The organism is uncultured Mobiluncus sp. (assembly GCF_902488535.1).
Lineage (GTDB): Bacteria > Actinomycetota > Actinomycetes > Actinomycetales > Actinomycetaceae > Mobiluncus.
This window is the reverse complement of the sequence record NZ_CABTWO010000001.1, coordinates 1-21837: the sequence shown is the minus strand read 5'-3', so window position 1 is coordinate 21837 and position 21837 is coordinate 1. Positions and strand designations below refer to the sequence as shown.

19 protein-coding genes and 1 tRNA gene are annotated in these 21837 nt (G+C 56.8%); 5 read left to right on the top strand and 15 right to left on the bottom strand.

The genetic code is table 11. The annotated features are described in order from the left end of the window. The first annotated feature begins 135 nt into the window (after positions 1–135). Complete coding sequence (locus tag RDL66_RS00100; RefSeq protein WP_308534475.1) at positions 136–1146, top strand: hypothetical protein; 1011 nt, start codon at positions 136–138, stop codon at positions 1144–1146. 45 nt (positions 1147–1191) lie between these two features. On the opposite strand, the gene pknB is transcribed toward RDL66_RS00100, so the two are convergent. The 13 genes from pknB to RDL66_RS00035 all read right to left on the bottom strand — a co-directional run bounded on the left by pknB (position 1192) and on the right by RDL66_RS00035 (position 15728). Continuing rightward, entirely contained in the window at positions 1192–3042 is a 1851-nt protein-coding gene (gene pknB, locus RDL66_RS00095; RefSeq protein ID WP_308534474.1) for a Stk1 family PASTA domain-containing Ser/Thr kinase, read from the bottom strand. Further along, positions 3029–4507 carry a protein kinase gene (locus RDL66_RS00090; protein WP_308534473.1) on the bottom strand — a complete coding sequence of 493 codons (1479 nt, stop codon included), beginning with the start codon at positions 4505–4507 and terminating at the stop codon, positions 3029–3031. The genes pknB and RDL66_RS00090 overlap by 14 nt, the downstream gene beginning before the upstream one ends. Then, positions 4504–5964, bottom strand: coding sequence for a penicillin-binding protein 2 (locus RDL66_RS00085; RefSeq protein ID WP_297723839.1), 1461 nt, complete (start codon positions 5962–5964; stop codon positions 4504–4506). Before RDL66_RS00085 ends, RDL66_RS00090 begins: the two co-directional genes overlap by 4 nt. Continuing rightward, complete coding sequence (locus RDL66_RS00080) at positions 5961–7451, bottom strand: FtsW/RodA/SpoVE family cell cycle protein (protein ID WP_308534472.1); 1491 nt, start codon at positions 7449–7451, stop codon at positions 5961–5963. The genes RDL66_RS00085 and RDL66_RS00080 overlap by 4 nt, the downstream gene beginning before the upstream one ends. After that, positions 7451–8773 (bottom strand): protein phosphatase 2C domain-containing protein, encoded by a 1323-nt coding sequence (locus RDL66_RS00075; RefSeq protein ID WP_308534471.1) that lies wholly within the window; start codon positions 8771–8773, stop codon positions 7451–7453. The genes RDL66_RS00080 and RDL66_RS00075 overlap by 1 nt, the downstream gene beginning before the upstream one ends. After that, on the bottom strand, positions 8773–9237 hold the full coding sequence (locus tag RDL66_RS00070) for an FHA domain-containing protein (RefSeq protein ID WP_308534470.1): 465 nt from the start codon (positions 9235–9237) through the stop codon (positions 8773–8775). The genes RDL66_RS00075 and RDL66_RS00070 overlap by 1 nt, the downstream gene beginning before the upstream one ends. 16 nt (positions 9238–9253) lie before the next feature. Next, entirely contained in the window at positions 9254–10102 is an 849-nt protein-coding gene (locus RDL66_RS00065; RefSeq protein ID WP_308534469.1) for an FhaA domain-containing protein, read from the bottom strand. Between the two features lie 100 nt (positions 10103–10202). Then, positions 10203–10976 carry a methionine ABC transporter permease gene (locus RDL66_RS00060; protein ID WP_308534468.1) on the bottom strand — a complete coding sequence of 258 codons (774 nt, stop codon included), beginning with the start codon at positions 10974–10976 and terminating at the stop codon, positions 10203–10205. A gap of 1 nt (position 10977) precedes the next feature. Next, positions 10978–12027: a methionine ABC transporter ATP-binding protein gene (locus RDL66_RS00055; RefSeq protein ID WP_308534467.1), complete on the bottom strand. Its 1050-nt coding sequence runs from the start codon at positions 12025–12027 to the stop codon at positions 10978–10980. Between the two features lie 162 nt (positions 12028–12189). Next, positions 12190–12262 (bottom strand) — tRNA-Arg (locus RDL66_RS00050). 116 nt (positions 12263–12378) lie between these two features. Further along, positions 12379–13125 carry a sulfite exporter TauE/SafE family protein gene (locus tag RDL66_RS00045; RefSeq protein ID WP_308534466.1) on the bottom strand — a complete coding sequence of 249 codons (747 nt, stop codon included), beginning with the start codon at positions 13123–13125 and terminating at the stop codon, positions 12379–12381. Between the two features lie 141 nt (positions 13126–13266). Continuing rightward, complete coding sequence (locus RDL66_RS00040; RefSeq protein WP_308534465.1) at positions 13267–14688, bottom strand: FGGY-family carbohydrate kinase; 1422 nt, start codon at positions 14686–14688, stop codon at positions 13267–13269. 65 nt (positions 14689–14753) lie between these two features. Beyond that, positions 14754–15728: a phosphoglycerate dehydrogenase gene (locus RDL66_RS00035; RefSeq protein ID WP_308534464.1), complete on the bottom strand. Its 975-nt coding sequence runs from the start codon at positions 15726–15728 to the stop codon at positions 14754–14756. 293 nt (positions 15729–16021) lie between these two features. Between RDL66_RS00035 and RDL66_RS00030 the strand changes: the two genes are divergently transcribed. The 4 genes from RDL66_RS00030 to gndA are packed head-to-tail and all read left to right on the top strand — an operon-like array spanning position 16022 to position 20735. Continuing rightward, positions 16022–17428 carry a GntP family permease gene (locus RDL66_RS00030; RefSeq protein ID WP_308534463.1) on the top strand — a complete coding sequence of 469 codons (1407 nt, stop codon included), beginning with the start codon at positions 16022–16024 and terminating at the stop codon, positions 17426–17428. A gap of 18 nt (positions 17429–17446) precedes the next feature. Beyond that, entirely contained in the window at positions 17447–18214 is a 768-nt protein-coding gene (locus RDL66_RS00025; protein WP_308534462.1) for an SDR family oxidoreductase, read from the top strand. 34 nt (positions 18215–18248) lie between these two features. Continuing rightward, positions 18249–19289, top strand: a complete 1041-nt coding sequence (locus RDL66_RS00020) for a zinc-binding dehydrogenase (RefSeq protein ID WP_308534461.1) — start codon at positions 18249–18251, stop codon at positions 19287–19289. A 6-nt stretch (positions 19290–19295) separates the two neighbouring features. Continuing rightward, positions 19296–20735: an NADP-dependent phosphogluconate dehydrogenase gene (gene gndA, locus RDL66_RS00015; RefSeq protein WP_308534460.1), complete on the top strand. Its 1440-nt coding sequence runs from the start codon at positions 19296–19298 to the stop codon at positions 20733–20735. A gap of 64 nt (positions 20736–20799) precedes the next feature. On the opposite strand, the gene RDL66_RS00010 is transcribed toward gndA, so the two are convergent. Together RDL66_RS00010 and RDL66_RS00005 are read right to left on the bottom strand one after the other, a co-directional pair. Then, positions 20800–21426, bottom strand: a complete 627-nt coding sequence (locus RDL66_RS00010; RefSeq protein WP_308534459.1) for a bifunctional 4-hydroxy-2-oxoglutarate aldolase/2-dehydro-3-deoxy-phosphogluconate aldolase — start codon at positions 21424–21426, stop codon at positions 20800–20802. Between the two features lie 116 nt (positions 21427–21542). Continuing rightward, a partial coding sequence (locus RDL66_RS00005; RefSeq protein ID WP_308534458.1) for a hypothetical protein occupies positions 21543–21837 on the bottom strand: 295 nt, incomplete at its 5' end.

Below are 21837 nucleotides of genomic sequence, written 5' to 3'. Positions count from 1 at the left end.
GACATGTGCCGGGTTTTTCCGTCCTGAGTAACAGGATAATTTTGCGTTAGAGCCTGATTCCGGGGCCGGGATATTATTCCGGACTATTACCGGGTTAGACTTGGGTTAGCTAGTTTTGGCGGCGAGAGGTGAGTGATGGTGGGTAATACGCAAAAACCCGTTACGCAGCAGGGCCATGCCCCCAACCGGGAGCGCCCCAATCCTCAGAATCTGCCTGCGGAACAAATCGCCAAAGCCCGCCGCCGCTGGACCATCACTATCATCGTGACGGCTGTTATTTTGGTGGCGCTCGTTATCGGCTTGGTCGTGATGTGGGTGCTGGGTGGTGATTCCCAAGGAGCGCGTTCGGCTTGCGCGAAAGCCAGCCAGGATTTAACCAAACAGTACACTTCGCTGCAGCAGGTAGTGTCCGACGCGGAAAATACTTTGGCCGCGGTTGATTCCTCTCAAGTCAAAGACCCCGCGATGCTTGATGACATTCAGGGGAAAGTTCGGCAAGCCAGTAAAGAAGTGAAACCGCTGGAATGTACCGGTAAGGACGTCGCCAAGAAGACCACCACCATGATGGCTCAGGCCGAAGCATTGAAAAAGCAGCAAACTGAGCTAGAGGCGGCGCTGCGACAAATTCAAGAAGCTGAGAATCTCAACAGTTTGACGGTAGCCCAGAAAGCCTTGACAGATAAGATTGCTCAGGCGGAAAAATTGGCGCAAACCGCCGCGGACATAGAAGCAAATACCGAACCCAGAGCATCCCTAGCGGCTCAGATTGAGGACGCGAAACGCCTTTTGAACCAGGTTAACTCCCTGTCAACTGTGCCGGACGATAAGGTTGATGGTCTCAACGAATCGATGCGTGCCTCCGTGGATCGTCTGGATGAGGACATCACCGCGGTCACCAAAGCTATAGATGACAAACGCTTAGAAAAGGCCCGGAAAGAATCCGAAGAACAGATGCTGCGTCAACAGCAGCAGATGGAGCAGGAACAGCGTGCTCAGCAAGGCGGTGCGACCTGCGAGGTCGGCCAGACGATAGTTGATGCCAACGGCAATAAGTTCTATTGCCGCACCGTCTTGGACCCCGCTACCGGAACCGGCAAAACAACCTGGGTTGGAGAACCAGCGGAACAACCGCAGCCCGGCAACTAATCGACGCTAGCGAAATCACGCCCTCCCTGGGTGCGGCAACCCGCCTCACGTGCCGGGCGATTCCGGGGCGTGTGAAGGCTCCGTAGGTGCGGTCGGGGCATCAGTCGGAACTTCTGGCTTAGTCGTGGGTTCTTTCGGGGCAATCGCCACCACGGCGGTCATAGACGTATCCAGCCCAACCAACTGACCTGCCTTGTCCAAAGACAACACGGTGCCCGGAGCAGCTGTAGCATCTTCCTTTTCGGTGATCGTCAAACGCACCCGGTTGGCGTCCACAAACTGTTGCAAAGCCTCCTTGGTGCCTCCCACCAGGTCTTGGGGAATCCGGAAGTTACCGGAGGCCACTTCCAGGTCGACCGAGTCGCCCTTCTTAACCGCTTCGCCCTCGGCGGGGTTGGATTTAATGACTTTATCCTTGTCTATCGTGCCCGAATCAGAGGTCGTGATGCTGCCAATCTCTAAGCCTTCCGCCTCCAAAGCCTTCCGAGCCTGATCCTGAGTCAGCCCAGCCAACGAGGGAACACTGGCATCGCCCGGGCCGGTAGAAAGCGAGACAAACACCTTGGACCCTTTGGCAACCTTCGTCCCCACCGCCGGATCGGATTTAACAAAAATACCCTCCGGAATGTCCTCGGAACTGACCCCGCGGCCCAGGCGGAACACCAGCCCCGCATCGGTAATCGCGGTGGAGGCTTCTTCCTGGTTCATGCCATCCAGAGAGGGAATCTCTACCATCTCATCGGTTGGCTTGTCTCCGCTGAAAACCAGCCAATATCCGAGGCCTAAAACCGCCAAAATCGCCAGTAGCACAATGACAATAATCAGCGGTTTCTTATTGGTTTTACCGCGATGGTTCTGGGCCGGATCGGTGGCCTCCAAAGTCTGGGTGGTCTGTCCCGCGGAAGACATTGCGTTAGACCTAGCGGTTCCGTAGTTAGAGGGGTACCCCTGATTTACAGGCGGCAAGACAGTGGTCGCACCGGTGGTATCACCGACCAAAGGAGCTGTCCAGGTTGACGTGGCGGGAGCCGCCACGTTCCCTCCACGCAGAGAAGCCTGCAGGTCAGCGCGCATATGAGCGGCATCGGGATAGCGGTCTTCACGGTCTTTCGCCAACGCTTTCATCACCACGCGGTCCAGAGATTCCGGAATATCCGGGGCAATCGAGGAAGGTAGAGGCGGCAGCTGAGAAACGTGCTGGAACGCGACCGCCACAGCCGAATCGCCCTTGAACGGGGGCTGACCAGTCAGCAGCTCGAACAGTAAACACCCCGCGGAATACAGGTCAGAACGGGCATCAACCTGTTCGCCGCGTGCCTGTTCGGGGGAAAGATACTGGGCGGTGCCCACCACCGCATCGGTTTGCGTCATCGTGGCTTGGGAATCTGACAGGGCGCGAGCAATCCCAAAGTCCATCACCTTGATTTTCCCGGTCGTGGTAATCATCACATTGCCGGGCTTAATGTCGCGGTGCACCAAGTTTTGATGGTGAGCATACTCCAACGCGTCCAGGACTCCGGAAACGATTTCGACCGCTTCTTCCAACGGAACCGGATTCCCGTCCGTCAGCAGCTCCCGCACCGTGTGGCCTTCCACGTACTCCATGACGATGTAGGGCACCTTTATCTCAGCGCCATCAGAAGCGGTGATGGTTTCCTCACCCGTGTCATAGACAGCCACGATAGAGGGATGGTTCAGGTTCGCCGCCGACTGGGCTTCGCGGCGGAAACGGGCCTGAAAGACGGGGTCGCGCGCCAAGTCCTGACGCAAAATCTTAATCGCTACAATCCGGTTCAGGCGCGTGTCAGTACCGATATGGACTTCCGCCATACCGCCGCGTCCGATGAGCTGGCTAATTTCGTAGCGCCCGCCGATAATCCGGTCAGACTGACTCAAGGTTTTCCTCCTCTACTGGCGAGCTGGCTGGGGCTGCAACCGACGTTACGGTCAAGCCCGATTCAAGGTTACCGGTTGAGGCTCCGGTACGCAGGGTGGTTGCCAACCCAAAAATCAACGCTATCAACACCACAGCGGTGATGACTAATGCAACAACAAGTTTTCGTTTCGATCCCGACTCCGGCTGGGGCAGCGGTTCGTCTTCCAGGTAACGCATCATTTCCTCGTGACGCTCGGAAGGGATTGCCTGGGAACCTACCGGTATAGCGGCAGGTTGAGCCGGTTTTACCCGCTGAAAATTAGGTCGCAAGGGCGGGGCGGACTTCTCCGGGGCAAAAGCGGCAGGCGGGACCAAATCGGTCTGGTACGGGCCAACTGCGGGAGCCGTCGCGTCAGGTTTGGCCGAGACCACACGAGGGGGCTGCGGTGCCGGGTCGACCGGCGCAGCAGGTGCTTTGGTGGGAGTGACCGGGGACGCCGCCGCAGGTTGGGTTGGAGAAGCAGATACGGCGGGTGCATTTGCGGACGGGGATTCCGATGACACATCTTTCGGGGTGTCCTCGACCGGTGCCACGGGCATCTGAGCGGTCGGGGGAGCGTCGGCCAGATTGCGTGAAAAACTCATACGCGGGGTAAACGACAGCGGCACCGTGCCGTGCCACAGCGCCTGAATCGCCTCAGCGAGCTGTTTCGCTGATTGGGGACGCAGCCGCGGGTCTTTTTCCAACATTTGGTAAATCAACGCTGCCACTTGAGAATTTACAGTTTCCGGAAGGGGCGGGACCGGGTCTTTCACGTGTGACATCGCGATGTCTACCTGGGTCGGGCCCGTAAACGGACGTTTTCCAGCCAAGGCTTCGTAGGCGATGACCCCCAGCGCATAAATATCACCCAAGGCGGTCGCGGTTTCACCCATGGCTTGTTCGGGAGGCAGATACTGGGCAGTACCCATCACCATCCCGGCCGCGGTCAGGGCCTCGGCGCGCGGAGCCAACGAAATCCCGAAGTCCGTCAGTTTCGCCACGCCCTTGTCGGAAACCAGAATATTCGAGGGCTTTACATCACGGTGTATGACGTGCGCCTCGTGGGAAGCCTGCAGGCCGTTCGCGATCTGGATCAGAATCGGGGCGAGCTGTTCCCAGGTCAGAACTTGGCCTCCCGCCAGAATGTCTGACAGGGGACGGCCCTCCACCAGCTCCATCACAATCCAGCCCTGGCCATCTGTTTCGCCCCAATCAAAAACGGCGGCGAGGTTAGGATGATGCAGGCGGGCGGCGTTGGTGGCTTCGGCACGCAAACGGGCCAGGAATGTTGCCTGACCGATGAGTTCCTCTTTTAACACTTTCACTGCGACGACGTTTTGGCTGCGTTTGTCCCAACCGCGCCAAATCGCGCCCATTCCGCCGGTCGCCAGGATAGAAACCAGGCGGTAACGGTCGTTGAGCACCGTATTTGCCCCAATCATTGGCTCACTCCTGCCTGCAGAATGCTGCGTGCCAGCGGAGCAGCCACGGTACCCCCGGTACCGTACACGCCCTGCGGATCCTCCACCACAATCGCTACGGCAATGCGCGGGTCTTCTGCCGGGGCAAATCCTACAAACCACTGATCTAGGCCGCGCCCCACCCCTGTTTCGGCGGTTCCGGTTTTACCTGCGACATTCAGGCCGGGAATACCGGCAGCCTTGCCGGTTCCAGATTGCACGACTTCCACCATCATTTGGCGGATACTGGCGGCGATTTCCGGTGACACCGCCCGGCTCAAAACTTGTGGAGCATACTGTTTGAGGACCTGGAAATCGGAGGACAGTTCCTGATTAATCAGGTAAGGCGTCATGACTTTTCCGTCGTTAGCGACAGCGCTCGCCACCATCGCCATCTGCAGGGGCGTCACCCGCACGGACTGCTGGCCGATGGCGGCGTTCGCCAGGAAAGACGGCGCTTCCGGAGGAGGAAATTGGGACGCCACCCCGGTCAGAGGCACGTTCGGGACGGTGCCGAAACCAAAGGCTTTGGCTTGTGCCTGCAAAGGCTCGCCGCCCAACTGCATTCCCAATGCGGCAAACGGGGTGTTACAGGACATGGCAAAGGCTTTATGCAACGGCACTTGGCCGTTTCCGCAAGATTCTCCTGCAAAGTTGATGAGTTTCACGTTGGTGCCCGGCAAATCCAGAGAATCGGGGGCGTCCACAATCGTATCTGCGGCAACCGTCCCGTGAGACAGCAGAGCCGCGGTGGTCACAATCTTAAACGTCGAACCGGGGGGATAAAGTTCGCTAATTGCCCTGTTCAGAAGGGGTTTTTGCGGGTCGGCGACCAAAGCGTTGTAGGTACTTTGCAGGGCGTTGCCGTCCGGGCCGCTCAAAGCGTTGGGGTCAAAAGCGGGGGAGGATGCCATTCCCAGGATTTCTCCCGTTTTCGGGTTCAGTGCCACGGCGGCGCCGGTTTTCCCGGACAAAGCCGCGGTCATCGCGTCTTGGACTGCCGGATTGATGGTCAGTGATACGTTTCCAGCCTGCGGCTGGGCGCCGGTAAACAGGTCCTGCAGACGCTGCATCCATTGGGAATCCGCTTTGCCGGACAAGACCGGTTCGGCGGCCTTTTCCAGGTCCGTCATCTGGCCGCGAATCGCTGCCGGAAAATAACCCGTAATATGGGCGTACTTTGCGCCCTGGGGATAGTTCCGGGCGTAGGTCACGTCCGGTTCGGTTCCCACGGGCAGTGACTGAGCCAGTACCAGGGCGCCGTCTCCGGTCACAATCTTGCCGCGCTCCTGGTTCCAGTAGGCGTCGGTGACCCGCCGGTTCAGGGGGTGGGCATTCAGGGTCGGAGCAAAAATAAACTGCTGATAGGTTAACGCCCCCATCAACGCCACAATCATGACAATCAGGGCAACCGCTAAACGGCGAATCTGAGCGTTCACTGGGGCATCACCACCCGTTCGGTGGCGGCGTAGTCAAGAGGCCCCCCGCCGAGCCCAGCATCTCCCGAGTCACCGGTACCGGATGTCAACCGAAAACCGCCGGACCCATCAGAAGGGACTGGTCGACGTGCTGAATCGGAGATGCGCAGCAGAATCGCTACTGCCAACCAGTTGGCGACGGAAGAAACGCCCCCCGCGGCCAGGAACGGGGCAGTCAAACCGGTCGAGGGAATTAGGCGGGTCACGCCTCCCGCCACGATAAACAGCTGCGCCCCAATACCGAAAGCCAAAGCGGTGGCTAGCAGTTTCCCGAAACCGTCGCGCACCCCCATCGCGGCTCGCAATCCGCGCAGTACCAGAATCAGGTACAGCAGCATTACGGCTAACATACCGGTCAGACCGATTTCCTCAGCGACAGAGGACACGATGAAATCCGAGTTTGCCAAGGGAGTTTGACCCGGCCGACCCAAACCCCACCCGGTTCCGGTCAAGCCGCCGTAAGCCATGCCGAACAGGGCGTTGACCAGCTGCCAAGAACCGCCGACTCGATCCGGGTTGGCGACATCCAAATCCAGAGCATTGAGCCAGTTCGTCACCCGGTCTTGCACGTGAGAGAAGGACAGATAGGCCACGACGGCCATCGGTATCATCAACACCCCGCCAAAGATAATCCAAGACGGACGGTCCGTAGCGACATAGAGTACGGCCACAAAGATGGCGAACAGCAGCAGCGCCACCCCCAAGTCCTTCTGCAGCACCAACAGACCCATCACCGCTGCCCAGACGACCAGAATCGGCAGCAGGTCGCGCCATCGGGGCAGCTGAATGAATCCAATCTTTTTCCCAGCGATAGCCAGGGAATCCCGGCGGTATTCCAGATATCCGGCAAAGAAAATCGCCAGCAAAATCTTGGCAAATTCGTTAGGTTGAATCGTGAATCCCAAAATCCGCAAGGAAATATCGGCACCGTTGACGGTTTGACCCAGTCCCGGAATCTTGGTGGAAAGCATCAGCAAAATGGCGACAACCAGGGCGGGCCAGGCAAATTTTCGCAGGCTGCGATGATCCCGAAACGCCAGCAGGGTCAGGATTACCACCACGATGGAGCCGACCATGAAAATGACTTGGCGTTCGTTGTTGACCTGGGTCAACATGGCGTTGCGCACCGCGGTGGAACCGGTGGTATCGGCGCGCTGCTGATAGTACAGGTCCAGGCGGGAAATCATCGCCAAACCAATCCCGTTTAACGCCACAGCTACCGGCATAATGACCGGATCGGCATAGGGCGCCAAAAACCGTATCGCCACGTGCAGCCCGATTCCCCCCACGGCGATAGCGGCGCAATACCAGTACCAAACCTGGGGAGCCTCCGGGTGGGAAACCATGATGGAAAGATAGGCTCCGACCCCGACCAAGATTGCCAGGATGAGCAAGACCAGTTCGGAGCGGCGTCCGGATCTGGCAGGATATTGCACGATGGTAGCCATTACTGGTTACCTCCCGCAGTATTCGGGGATTCTTCGGTTGACGTGGTTGTCTCAGGTGTTGCCGGGGTCGGGGTCACAAGCTTCGGTGCGGGCTTTTTCGTTTCCTTCACCATTCCGGTGTCCCGCCACGATGCAATCAGCTCCCGGGCCTCCTCACGACTCCGCAGAGAAATGCTCTTTTCCAGGCGCTGCTGAATGACGGGAGCCAAATCGGAATCGCGTAGCCCCATCTCTTCGACAGGGTGATACAAATCCCACGAACCGATGGATTGGTCAATCCCCCTAAACAGGGTCACTTCGCCCTGGTTCACCCCCAAGAAGTACTGTTTTTGAGTCCAGCCATAGGAAAACCAGGCTCCGAGCCCCAAACCCGCCAAAATCACCAACGTCAAAAAGATGCCGACGAACCAGCCCCGCCGGGACATCTTGCGGGGATCTTTCGGGGTACGGGTGGCGAATTCATCCTGCTCCAGAGGTTTACCGCGGCGCAGCATCGCAGCTTTCTCAGCGGGGGTGGCTTCGCTGATACTGGCTCCGGCAGGTCGAATAGAGGCGGCCCCCACGATCTGTGGGGCGGTAGCGGTCAGTTCCTCATCGGAATCCACCACATCGGCAATCACGCAGGTCACGTTGTCGGGGGCGCCGCTTTTCAGCGCCAAACCCACCAGTTCTTCGCAGCAGCTCTCCGGCGTTTGCTCCTCAGCCAGAACGGTGGCGATGGTTTCGGCGGAAACCACTCCGCTCAACCCGTCCGAGCACAGCAACCAGCGATCCCCCACCACGGCCGCACGTACGGACTCGTCCAAAGTCACGTCGCCTTGTGAATCCCCCAACACCCGCAACAACACGGAACGTTTCGGGTGGTGCGCGGCCTCCTCCGGGGTCAGCTCTCCAGATTCCACCAGGTACTGCACAAAAGAATGGTCTTTCGTCACCTGGGTCAACTCACCTTCCCGCAACAGGTAGGCTCGGGAGTCACCCACGTGAACCATCGCCATCTTGTTTCCGGAACGTAAAATTGCCACACAAGTGGTACCCAGACCCTGCAACTCCTCGTGGCTGCCCGACAGCTCCACCAAATCTCGGTGAGCCTCCCCAATGGCGTCACGCAGCAAGTTCAACAAGTCGTCAGCAGCGTGGGAATCTGCGTCCAGCGGCGCCAAATGCGCCACCGCCACCGAGGAAGCAATGTCGCCCCCGGCGGGACCGCCCATTCCGTCAGCCAGCACCAACAGATGCGGCCCGGCATAGCCGGAATCCTGGTTGTTTTTGCGAACCAAGCCGACGTGAGAACGAGCCGCATAACGCAGTTGGATTGACATCAGCGCAGCTCCACTATGGTTTGCCCGAAGCGAACCGGGGTGTGTGCGCTGAGCGGGGTCGGGGAAGTAATTCGCACTCCTCCCACGACAGTCCCGTTGGTTGAGCCCAAATCCTCCACGAACCACTGGCCGTCTTGCGGATAAATCCGGGCGTGTTGAGCTGAAGCGTAGTCGTCATCCAGCACCAAAGTTGAAGTCGGAGCGCGCCCCACGATGACCGGCCTGTCGGTGAGCTGCAGGGAAGACCCCGTCAATGGCCCTTCGGTAACCAAAAGCGTGGACACCTGGGCGTCACGCTTCCGCTGTTTACGGCCTTTGGTGGGTTTTGCTGATTTAGCCTGGTCACGCCGTGTAACGACCGTACCGTAGATATCACGGCTCAAAACCAGGATGGAACCTCCCACCAGGAGCCACAGCAGCACCAGGTATCCCAGGCGCAGTAAAGAAAAACTTAGTTCGTTCAAAAGCTCGCCCCTAGCCTCACGATACTCGGGGTGGGGCGGCTTGGCGCCAGAAAATCATCTTGATACGTCCTGCCGTCACCACGTTGCGATCTAAGAGAGTAGCTTCGTTGACGCGGTTGCCTTCCACAAAAGTTCCGTTCGTGGAGCCCAAATCGCGCAGCACGTAGTTGGTGCCGACCTGGACAATTTCAAAATGTTGATGGGACACCCCGGAATCGCTCAGGGCAATGTCCACGTTGCGTCCCCGTCCTACCACGGTACGTTCTCCCACCAGCAGGTAAGTTTGTCCTCCAACCACTTCCAACAGAGGTTTTTGTTCGTGCTTCGTTAAAAGTTCGGATTCCTGCGGCGTGACCGTGCCGCCGGGGTTCGCCGAGACCCCAGAAGGCGCGGATTCCACAGGTTTCCATTCCAGGTCCTCACTAGCGGGAGTCGGTGCAGGAGCCGGTTGCGGTTCGGGTGGGGAGGGCGGTGTTACCGGCTGAGCTGGGGTTCCGGGTTCCACACCGGAAACCGGACGGGCCCCGGATACGGAACGAGCCTTAACTTCCAGGCGGTGCTGTTCGGGGTTCAGCGGCGTAAATTCGACATAAACCGAACCGGTCAAGGAATAATTTTGCTCAGTCGCGTAGGCGTTGGCGTCACGCACAAACTCTTGCAGCAGGGCTTCCTTACCCCACTGTTCGAAAGCGGCGTCAGTCTCGGGAGAAATAGAAATCTCGAAATAGTTTGGTGCCACGGTGCGTTCACGAGACATCGGGATGGCGCCTCGATCCATGGCTTGGCGGATAGCCTGAGTCACATCTATAGGTTTGTCAGGGCCGGAACGATACACTTTGGATTTCACGCGGTCAAAGAACTCCAAAACCCCCTCCTTCCGAGAATCACCAACAGTTAAGACAGTCTGGGACAATTCTAACGGTATAACCCACGTAATTCGTTATTGAACTATCAGACCAGGGATTTTAGCGGTGATCCGCAACCCGGGTAAAGAAGTCCCCGATGGCCTGCAAAATAATGACGATAATGCCGATAACAATCAGCGAAACCAACAAGGTGTCGGCTTGGTAGCGCGAGTGGCCGTAATTAATGGCCAAAGAGCCCAAGCCTCCCCCGCCGAACGCCCCGGTGATCGCGGAATAACCAATGATGGTGATGACCAGCACGGTCGTGGATTGAATCAGGGCAGGAAGAGCCTCGCGGACTTGCACGCCCCACATGATTTGGCTGCGGCTGGCACCCATCATTTGTGCTGCCTCAATCTTGCCGGAATCCACACCCATAATGTTGGATTCGACCAGGCGGGCAAAGAATGGCGTGGCGCCGACAATAAGCGGGACGCAGGCCGGCTGCCAGCCTATCGTGGTGCCTATCAGCAGGCGCGTAAACGGGAGAATGAATACTGCCAAAATCAAGAACGGCAGGGAACGCCCCAAGTTCACAAAGAATCCCAAAATTTTGTTTACCGCAGCGTTGGGCATCAAGCCGGTTTTCGCCGTGGAAACCAGGAACAACCCCACCGGTAGGCCAAACAGCACCGTGAACAGGGTCGAAACGGCTGTCATCGCGAGGGTTTCAAGGGTGGCAGGAAGCATCTCTCGCGTGATGGCGGGGTTGTCAAACCAGGTCGGATCGCCAGGTCCGGCGGGAAGTATGGATTGGACTGACGAAGCAATCGAATTCACCTGGTTTACTAAATCTGCGTTGTGTGGCAGCAGGGTGGGCAGGAGTTCCAGCATCTTAAATTTCCTCCTCCAAGTTCAAAGCCTCCAAAGGCCTGACGCTCGCATACACACCCTTGGCGCGCATCGCCGCAATCAGACCGTTCATGTTTTCAGCTGAAACCGCCAAAGCTAACCGTCCGACCTGGGTGTTTCCTACAGTTTCAAATGTTCCGGCAGCGATATCCGCCCCCGCGGCGGCAACCATCGACATCACGGCAGAACCGGTAGGTTTGCCCGGATTCGAGTTGAAAGCAATGTCCACCAGCGCGGCCGGTTTACCGTTCAGCACCGGCTTGCTCTTGACTTGCGGTCGGGGAACCAGGTCAAGCGCTAAACGGCTTTCTGGCTCAGTTAAAATGTCCTCAACCGTGCCGGTTTGGATAATCTTGCCGTGTTCCAGCAGGGTGACGGAGTCACAAATTTCACGCACTACCGCCATCTCGTGCGTAATAATCACCACGGTGACCCCCAAAGTTTCGGAAAGGTCACGAATCAGGTGCAGGACCTGACTGGTGGTTTCCTGATCCAGTGCCGAAGTCGGTTCGTCACACAACAGAACCTGAGGACTGGTGGCCAGACCCCGAGCAATGCCGACCCGCTGCTTTTGACCTCCGGAAAGCTGGGATGGATAAGACGAGGCACGATCCTCTAAACCCACCAAACGCAGCAACTCCATGACTTTTTCCTTGCGGTTGCCGTGCGGTACACCAGCCAGATAGAGGGGGTAGGCGACATTTCCGGCCGCGGTGCGGGAATCCAGCAGGTTAGCGGCCTGGAACACCATCCCGATTTTGCGTCGTGCCTGGCGTAGTTCCGTTTCACTCAAGGCGGTCATTTCTTGACCGTCAAGGGTGATGGAGCCCGTGGTGGGTTTTTCCAACGCCGTCAAGCAACGAATTAAGGTGGATTTACCGGCCCCGGATTGTCCCACGATACCGTGAATCGAACCTTTGGCTATCGTCAGGTCAATGTTATCCAAGGCATGAACGGTTCCGCCTTCCGCGGACTTTACATGATAGATTTTGCTAACCCCGCTCAGGGTAATCATCGGCTCGCTTGTTTTCATCGCCTTATACCTTACCGGATTTTGTTGTAATTCCCGCAATAGTGTCCGTCTTGGGCTGGTTGACACTAGCCTGACCAAACAGCCCGATAAATGTGGAACAAATTGTGGGCGTTAAATGAGTTTTCCCCGGTCCGCTGGATCGCAGCGGATTCCGGGGAACAGCGCGCCCGAAGGGACTCGAACCCCCAACCTTCTGATCCGTAGTCAGATGCTCTATCCATTGAGCTACGAGCGCTGAGGTCATTAAGTCTAGCCTTAACCTGCACGATTCCCCAAATCGACACTCTCCGGGCAATAAATCTAGAGGAATCTGGCTTAATTCAAAGCGATTCCAAGAGGCATTGGGCAGCTCTATGGCAGGCCGGGGAGGAACACGCTGATGATGACTCGCAAAGCCCCAAACGTGGCTAGGGCCAGAGCCAAGTTGCGGGCCCACTGAGGTTTGACATATTTCTTTAGCAATCGTGAAATGACGGTGCCGACCAGGATAGCCCCCAAGATGGCGACAATCGTGGGGGTGGGCAGGGAGGTGAGCACGGCGTTTTGACCGCCGAACCAGACTTTGCTGGTCACCACAATAATGTTGAAACACAGGAACAGTGGCTGCAAAGTGGCCGCAAACTCGCGCTGGGACCACCGGGTAGTTTGGGAGTAGGCCGCCATGACTGGGCCGGACTGAGCCACTAGGGCGCTCATCATGCCCCCGAGGAAACCGAAAATCAGGGATCCCGAAAAAACCGGTACCGCCCGAAAACGGGGGGCAAAAATGGAAAAGAACACCATGGCCAGCATGATGATTCCCACAAAAATTGAGAAAATCCGGTCCGGCACAAACCGCAGCGCCACCACGGTGGCGAACAATGCCGGCAAGGCGCTGAGCATCAGCAAGCGGAAACGATACCAGTTCACGTCCCGAAAACCGGTCACGAACAGTAGCAACGTGACAAGGCCGCCGCAAATGTTTCCCCACAGAATCCCGTAGTGAGCTCCGGCTGCCACCACGAAAACCGGGACGGCAATCATGCCAAAACCCATCCCAGCCAAGCCTTGCACGCAGGTGCCCAGCAAGACGATAGCAGTCAAAAGGACCATTTCCATTACTTCACTATAGCGCCTCGCCGCGCGACCCCCATCATGGAATATGTTTCCTAACTGTGGGAAAGCGAGTCATTGGCGCAATATATTGCGCCAAGCCGCACAGTTATCAGGGTGAGGAATTCAGTCGGGATTGGCCTAGCGTCACCGGCTGGCATTGTCGTGATATGCCTCCAGGTAACGCTGATATTTCTGGGCCGTGATTTCGGCGTATTCTTCCTGCGGGACGATTTCCTCACCTACCGGCGGTTCGTAATCCTCTAAGGATAGAGTGCTATCCAGCAGATACGCCCCCCACAGGGCGGCTCCCATCATGGAGTTTTGTTTCACCAGACAGGGAGTGAGGGTGTGTCCGAACACGTTTGCTGCTAACTGAGACCAGATGCTGGTGTGGAGGATTCCCCCCGAAATGAGGATGCGCTCGGGTTCTCCGTTCAGTTTGGTTACGGCGTCATAGCACTGTTTGAGGTTGAACAACACCCCTTCCAATACGGCCTGGTAAGTCTGCTTGAAATCGTGCTTTGAGGTCAGACCTAAGAAACCGCCCTTGCGCTTGTCCCCCCAGCCGGGGTTACGTTCCCCAAAAATGAATGGGAGAAAGACCGGCGTATCGGCAGCGTAATCCATTCCTGCTTCGAGTTCATCGTAAGTGGTGGGTCGCAGCGACAAACCTTTAAACCAATCCACCGTGTTGCAAGCTCCTGCCGTGGCAGCCCCGGAAATCCAACTCTTGGGTCCGATATAGCACCAGGTGGACATATCCGGGTGGAGCTGCGGCTGGGGAGACGTGACCCGCAAAGCACCGGACGTGCCTACCGACAGTGTCATTTGCCCTTCGCGCAAGGCACCCGAGCCAAGCTGATTGAGTGACCCATCGGACATGGCGGGAACCACGGGGATCCCAGCCGGTAACCCCAAACTGGCTGCAGCCTGGGCAGAAAGCGGCGCTTGATAGTTATTATCGACAATTTCCGGAAGCTGGGAAGGTTCGAGATTAATCACCTCTAACAGCTTAGGGTCGTATTCGCCGGTAGTGATATTAACCAGTCCGGAACCGGACGCCATACAGCGAGAAACTTTGATGGTTCCAGTCAGGCGATAGAAGTTGTAAGTTGCCTGCCCCATGGCGATGTAGGAAGAAATGTTGTATCCCTCTTCTTTGAGGAAGGCAAGTTTAAAGAACGGATAGATAGCGTTGGGGTAACCACCCGTGAGGTTATAGTATTCCCTGGTCAGTTGGGGCTTGCTGCGGAAAGCCTCAGCTTGGTCGGAAGCCTTGGTATTGGACCACTGCATGATGGGGGTCACCGGGTCCAGGTTCGGGTTGAACAATCCGATGGAATGCCACACCCCGGAAAGCACGATGATGTCGATATTCTTACGACCCCGCAGAAGTTTCTTGGCTGCCGCCAAGCTCGCTTCATAAACCACCATGGAATCATGCAGTGTCAAATCATTACCCATGGGCGGATAGAAAGTATTTTCAACCGTAAAATCGTTCTTGACTGTGTCATAGATCATCGCTTTGGCTGAACTGGTTGATGATTCGATAACTAAAACATTCATCGCGCACTCCTAAAGGTCACGGCTTATTTTCAGTATATCCACAGTGTCTTGCGCGGTGTTCAGATTCAGGAAACCGGATCAGAAGCCAGATTAGTTACCGGTTTACCTGCTAAGGCGTGCAACAGATTGTCTACCGCACCCCGTGCCATGCGGATGCGGCTTTGAACAGTTTGGGCGCCGCTGTGCGGGGTGGCGATGACATTGGGGAAACGGAAAAGTTCGTGGTCGGGCGAGGGCGGTTCTTGCTCGTAAGCATCCAAGGCGAGACCGGCGAGTTGACCGGCGTCCAGGGCTGCTGCGGCGGCGGACTCATCGATAATCCCCCCTCGTGAAGTATTAATCAAAAACGTACCGGGAGACATGAGACGGAACATTGCAGCATCAAACAAGTGTTCGGTCGTCGGCGTGAGCGGCAGGTGCAGAGAGATGAAGTTGCTCTCACGCACCAGGTCAGCCAGCTCCATGCCCTGAACCGTCGGGTCGGTTTCGGGGTCAAAAAATGGGTCGTAAACCAGCACTTTCATTTCCAGACCCGTGACCAGCCGGCGCAAAGCCCGCCCGATTGAGCCGTATCCCACAATCCCTAAAGTGGCTTGCGACAACTCGGTACCCACCACGCGCAACCACTGTCCCTGCCGAGTCGTTTCGTTCAACTGGGCAACGTGGCGTGCCAGGGCAAACATACTGGTCAGAGCCATTTCAGCGACGGCGATGGAATTCGCTCCCGGAGTGTTGGTCACCACGACACCGTTGTGGCCAGCAGCCTGCAAATCGACCCGATCCACCCCCACGCCATAACGCGAAATGACCCGCAGATCAGGGAGCTGATGCAAAACCTCGGCTGAAAAATCGTCCAAACCCGCCAAAATCCCCACGCAACCGCGAGCGGCTTCGACCAGCTGGTCGGCGTCTAACGGCTTGCCTGACTGGTTATAAGCCACCTCGTATCCGCTTTCTTCCAAAAGGTTGCGGGCAAACTCCAGCTCCGCAGAGGCAAAAGAGGTGGGTGTCACTAATATCTGTGGTTGATTGTTCTGCATGGTGTTCTCCGTGGTGAGTCAACAGGCCCAGTCCTGGCGGGCGTACAGAACCATCCTAGTTCTATATCGTTTTCCGTGGCTGGCACGCGCGACGCTTCCAGGCGAATCGTCTAAAAATCTCATTATCTGCACCTGCGCAGCTATTTCAACCAAAACCGCGACGCGTTCCAGTAGACTTTGGGTACATATCGACCGCCGAGCGCCGGCCAACTGGGTTCTTGATGAGGACTCTTGGGGGGTTCGGTGGCCAACATATTAGTGAGAGTTTGCTCTATGTTCAAAGGAGAGTTTAGATGCAACCATTTGAGATAGAGGGATGGACCCAGACTATGGGGACATTACCGCTGCTCGGCATTGCTTTAGCTGCAATCGCCGCGATTTTGGTCCTGGTCATTGTATTCAGGCTCCATGCTTTCCTGACCTTGGTTTTGGTCAGCTTCCTCACGGCCTTAGCTACTGGTTTGCCTCTGGATTCAATCGTGGGGGCGATGAAAGATGGCTTTGGAGGCACCCTCGCCTCGGTCGCGCTGCTCGTTGGCTTAGGTGCCATGCTCGGCAAGATGGTCGAGCAATCGGGGGGCGCGAAGGTACTGGCGGACGCCATGATTAATCTCTTCGGTGAGAAACGTGCCCCCCTTGCTTTGGGTGTGGCATCCCTGATTCTAGGCTTCCCCATCTTCTTTGATGCAGGCTTGATTGTGATGCTACCGATTGTTTTCGCAGTGGCGAAGAGGCTAAAAGGTTCCATCGTCCTCTACGCGATTCCAACTGCGGCCGCGTTCTCGGTCATGCACGTTTTCCTCCCGCCCCACCCCGGCCCCGTTGCCGCAGCCGATTATTTCCATGCCAATGTGGGTTTGGTGATGCTGCAAGGTTTCATCATCGTCATTCCGACCTTCATTCTCTCCGGTTATCTGTGGGCTAAATTCATTGCTCCCCGCGTCAAGGTGGAGGCTTCGCATGTGTTCGGTAACGTTTCGGATGATGAACTTCCCGATAATCCCCCTTCGGTAGGTACCATCATCGCGTTGCTGCTGCTGCCCGTTCTGTTGATTTTCATGAACACCGGGTTCTCTACCCTGTCCAAGGTCGGAGTTATCAGCGGCGACGCCAGCTGGGTGAAGTTCCTCATCACTCTGGGTGAAACTCCTATAGCGCTGCTGATTTCGACTCTGGTTTCGATTGCGGTGCTTGGTGGCAAGATTTCTAAGGATAAAACCGTATTGGAAAAGGTGATTGATTCCGCTCTGGGACCAATCTGTTCCGTGGTGCTCATCACCGGCGCCGGCGGTATGTTCGGTGGGGTTTTGCGTGCTTCGGGAATCGGTGACGCGCTGGCTAAATCGATGGAAGATTTGGGTATTCCGCTCTTGCTGGCTGCCTACCTGATTGCGGTGGCTCTGCGTCTGGCACAAGGGTCGGCCACGGTTGCGCTGGTCACGGCCGCTTCACTGTTGGCTCCGGCGGTCGAACAGGCAGTGTCTGCCGGTCAGCTTTCGCAGTGGGGCGTGGTCTGCATCACCATGGCTGCGTCCGCGGGTTCGGTCTTTGCTTCACACGTCAACGATTCTGGTTTCTGGCTGGTTGGTCGATTGACGGGCATGGACGTAAAGACCACCCTGAAGGTGTGGACCATGCAGCAGCTTCTCGAATCAGTCATCGGTTTCGCTATCGTGGCGTTGCTTTTCATCTTTGCTTAGAGCGAAGTCCGCGAAATCATGAGTAGTTGGTTCGATGTTTCTGGTCGAGCCGCCCTAGTAACCGGATCTAACCGGGGACTAGGGCTGGCTCTGGCCACTGGATTAGCAAAAGCTGGAACACACGTCACACTGCAAGGCCGGGACACCGCGAAAGTTTCCCAAGCAGCCCAGCAGTTGTCGCAGTCCTTGGGGGTCCCGGTCGGACACCTGGTTTTTGATGTCACTAATGCCCAGGAGGCCGAGCAGGCTCTCAATGACTTTATGGACAGCCAGGGCACGCCGGACATTCTGGTCAACAACGCAGGTATCCAGCGTCGTCATCCCATCACCGAGTTCCCCACTGATGAATGGGACGCGGTCATCAGCACGAATCTCTCTTCCGTGTTCTACGTGACGAAACCGGTAGCGCAGCGCATGGTGGAACGCGGCAGTGGCAAAGTCATCATGGTCGGTTCGGTGCAGTCTCGGCTAGCGCGGCAAACCATTGCTCCATACTGTGCCTCTAAAGGTGGCGTGGCGATGTTTGCCCAGGGCCTCGCGGCGGATTTATCGCGCTACAACATCCAAGTCAATACGCTGTCTCCCGGATACTTTGCTACCGAGATGAACACCGATTTGTGGCAAGACCCGCAATTCGACGCTTGGCTAAAAGCCCGTACTCCGGCGGGACGCTGGGGAAAGTTCGACGAGCTGATGGGAACACTCATATATCTGTCCTCCGAAGCATCGAATTTTGTCACCGGACAAAATATTTTCGTCGATGGCGGAATGACCAGCGTGGTTTAGATCATCAGGTCGAAATGCCACAGGGAGGTAATGAATGACTGATATGAAACAGGTGCGTATCAACGCCAAGGAAGAAATGGAATCTTGCTGCGTGCCTCGCCCCGAGCCCGGTAAAGGCCAGGTGCTGGTGAGAGTGGCCTGGGCAGGAATCTGCGGTTCAGATTTGCACTATTTCTTTGATGGACAGGTCGGTGCTTTCAAACTGCGCGAACCGCTGGTGCCGGGTCATGAAATAGTCGGTATCGTCGCTAAAGACCCCTCTGGGACCTACGCGCCAGGAACGCCGGTTACCCCTCATCCGGCTACTTTCGGTCAGCCCCAGGCCGCCTACAGTGATTCACCGCACTTGTGGCCGGGGGGAGCCTATCTCGGATCGGCCTCTACCTGGCCCCACACCCAGGGGGGCATGAGCGAATATATCCTGTTACGGCTTGACCAAATCAACGCTTTGCCGCCGGATTTGCCGCTGAAGCGCGGGGTGCTGACTGAACCTTTGTGTGTCGGTTTACACGCTCTGCATCGTCTCCAGGCAGCTACAGGATGGCGGAATTTGGCGGGTCGGAACGTGGCGGTGATTGGGGCGGGTCCGATTGGGCTGCTGGCCGCCGGCGCGGCCCAGAGCCTCGGAGCCCAGGTTAGCTGTATAGATGTGCAGGACGTACCTTTGCAGCGAGCTCAAGCCCTGGGAGTAGACCACGTGTATAACTCGACTGTGACTGAACCCGAGGCCGGGGCTTTCGATGCGGTCCTGGAATGCGCGGGCGTGTTTCCCGCCATTTCACAAGCCTTCCAGATTTGCCGTCCTCGTGGCACGGTGGTTCAGGTGGGAATGGTTCCCGCGATTGATGGGCCGGTCAATTTAGCCCCCTTGATTTCCAAAGAAATCACCTATTTGGGAACGTTCCGTTTCCTGGACGAAATCGACCAAGCATTGGAAATCTTGGTTGCCGCTCCGCAGTTAGAATCCGTCATTACGCACGAGTTCAACGCTGACGAAGCTGAAAAAGCCTTCCACACGGCCAAAGACAGTGCCGCGTCCGGCAAAGTAATAGTCAACTTATGGTTTGAGGAGTGAAAACTTATGACAGCAAAAGCAGATGTAGCAGTAATCGGGACCGGCGTGATGGGACGTTCTTTGGCGCGCAACTTCGCACGTCACGGACACACCGTTGCCCTCTTTGATGTTTCTCCTGGGCGGGCTGCTCAGGTGGCGCAAGAGCACAGTGCGGAAGGATCCTTTATCCCCGCCCAGGATCCGGTGAAGTTGGCCGAGTCGATGTCCACCCCTCGGGTAGCCATTTTGCTGGTGCCAGCGGGTGAACCGACTGACAAGGCTATCGATATGCTTGGTGAAGTTTTCTCCGCCGGGGACATCATCGTAGATATGGGCAACTCTTTCTACCTTGACACCGAACGTCGGGAAAAGCTGGTTACGCAGCGCGGCCTGCACTTTGTCGGGTGTGGAATCTCAGGAGGGGAATCTGGGGCTCTCAACGGGCCTGCCATCATGCCGGGCGGTGCCCAAAAGGCTTACGAGAGGCTGGGGCCTCTGCTGGAATCAATTTCGGCTCATTATCAAGGTGAACCGTGCTGCACCTGGGTAGGTCCGGGCGGGGCGGGACACTACGTGAAAATGGTGCACAACGGGATTGAATATGCCGATATGGAACTGCTCAGTGAGGCTTACCAGCTGTTACGTTACCGAAACGGAATGAGCCCCAAGGAAATCAGCGAGGTGTTTTCTCGGTGGAACGAGGGCCCGCTGCATTCCTATCTGTTGGAAATATCCGCCGATATTTTGCAGCATACCGATGAAAAAACTCATCAGCCTTTCATCGACATTATTTGTGACCAGGCCGGTCAAAAGGGTACTGGTTCCTGGACTGTGCAAAATGCGTTGACTCTTGGGGCTGGTTCCACCATCATTGCGGCGGCCACTTTTGCCAGGGCGGTATCTTCGCAAAGTTCTCACCGGACCTTGGCTCGTGAGGTCTTAGGAGAGCTGGTTCCTGACACTGCCCCCGGCGGGCCAGATTTGCTGGATAATCTGGAAAAGGCCGTCTATGGGGCAAAAATTGTGGCGTATTCTCAAGGGCTGTCGCAAATCCGGGCCGCCTGTAAGGAATACGGTTGGGAAGTCGACCTGGCCAAGCTGGCGGGCATTTGGCGTGCCGGTTGCATCATCCAAGCCCGGCTCCTGCAAGACATCATGGAAACCTATAAGGATGGCGACTTTGATACCCCGCTGTTGATGAAGCCCGCCATCAGCGCGGTCATTAAAGACGCCCTGCCCGCGTGGCGCGCGGTGGTCAGTGACGCCATCAAAGCCGGGATAGCCCTGCCTGCTCTCAACGCTGGCTTGGCATATCTGGATTCCTTGCGTTGCCCAGCTCTGCCGACAGCTCTGGTACAGGCCCAAAGGGACTTCTTTGGGGCGCATACCTATCGGCGGCGGGACAGTGAGGGAAGCTTCCATACCCGTTGGGAGAACTCGCAACGTCCGGAGATATCGCTCTCCTAGCAGTAACTATAAGTTAACGTGGTTCACCCAATAGGGTAGGGTCACAAGCTGTACGGTGTGGTTTTCAGCGAGTTGCCGCAATCTCTAGGGCCGTAGCAGCCCGAGCGGTAATCTCGCTGAAATCACCATGGGCAATCAACTGTCGCGTGGCTATCCAAGAGCCCCCGCAGGCAGGAACCTGTGGGTGAGCCAGATACTGCGCCAGATTTTCCTTTGAGATACCACCGGTCGGGACAAACTGTATCTGGGGGAAAGGACCTGAAAGTGCGGAAATAACCGGCAGCCCACCCGAGGCTTCCGCGGGAAAGAACTTGACGTACTGCAATCCCGAATTGACCGCTTTCATCAGCCAAGAAGCATCGGTAGCGCCCGGCAACACCGGCACTTGGTTCGCCTGGCAGTAATCCACTAGGTCTTGATCGTAACCGGGCATGACCAGGTACTTGGCCCCCGAATCTATGGCGGTTCGAGCCTGTTCCAAATTTGTGACGGTGCCCGCACCGACCAAAATATCGCTGTGCTGGGACATCTGCGCGATAGCCTCAGCTGCCGCGGCAGTGCGGAAAGTGACCTCAGCGGTGGTGATGCCTCCGGCGAGCAGAGCTTTAGCCAATGCCACGGCATCTTTCGCGTCGTCTAAAACAACTACCGGTATGAGGGGATTTTTCTTGATAACCGCATCCATATCCATCTTGGTTCCTCCTGGAATTCGTGAGCCCTGGTCTGCTGGGCATTTTGCCTGACTGTTACGGAGTTCTGAAAAGGCTGGCACATCGCCCAATCGTGAAACCTCGTCTTACCATCATTTTAAGATTTCATGAGGTGTGAAATGACCGTAATCAAGCTAGATTGCACAAGGCGAGGGTGGTGTTTGTGGTGTTTCGCCTGAAACGACCAATTGTGGTCGTTTCTTAACGGCTTCACCGTTTTTCGCGGCGGCTCTTGCGAGCTTCGCTCGCTGCCGCCCGCGCCGGTGAACCGGGGGTTCGAATCCCTCGCGGAGGGCGAGGGTGGTGTTTGTGGTGTTTCGCCTGAAACGACCAATTGTGGTCGTTTCTTAACGGCTTCACCGTTTTTCGCGGCGGCTCTTGCGAGCTTCGCT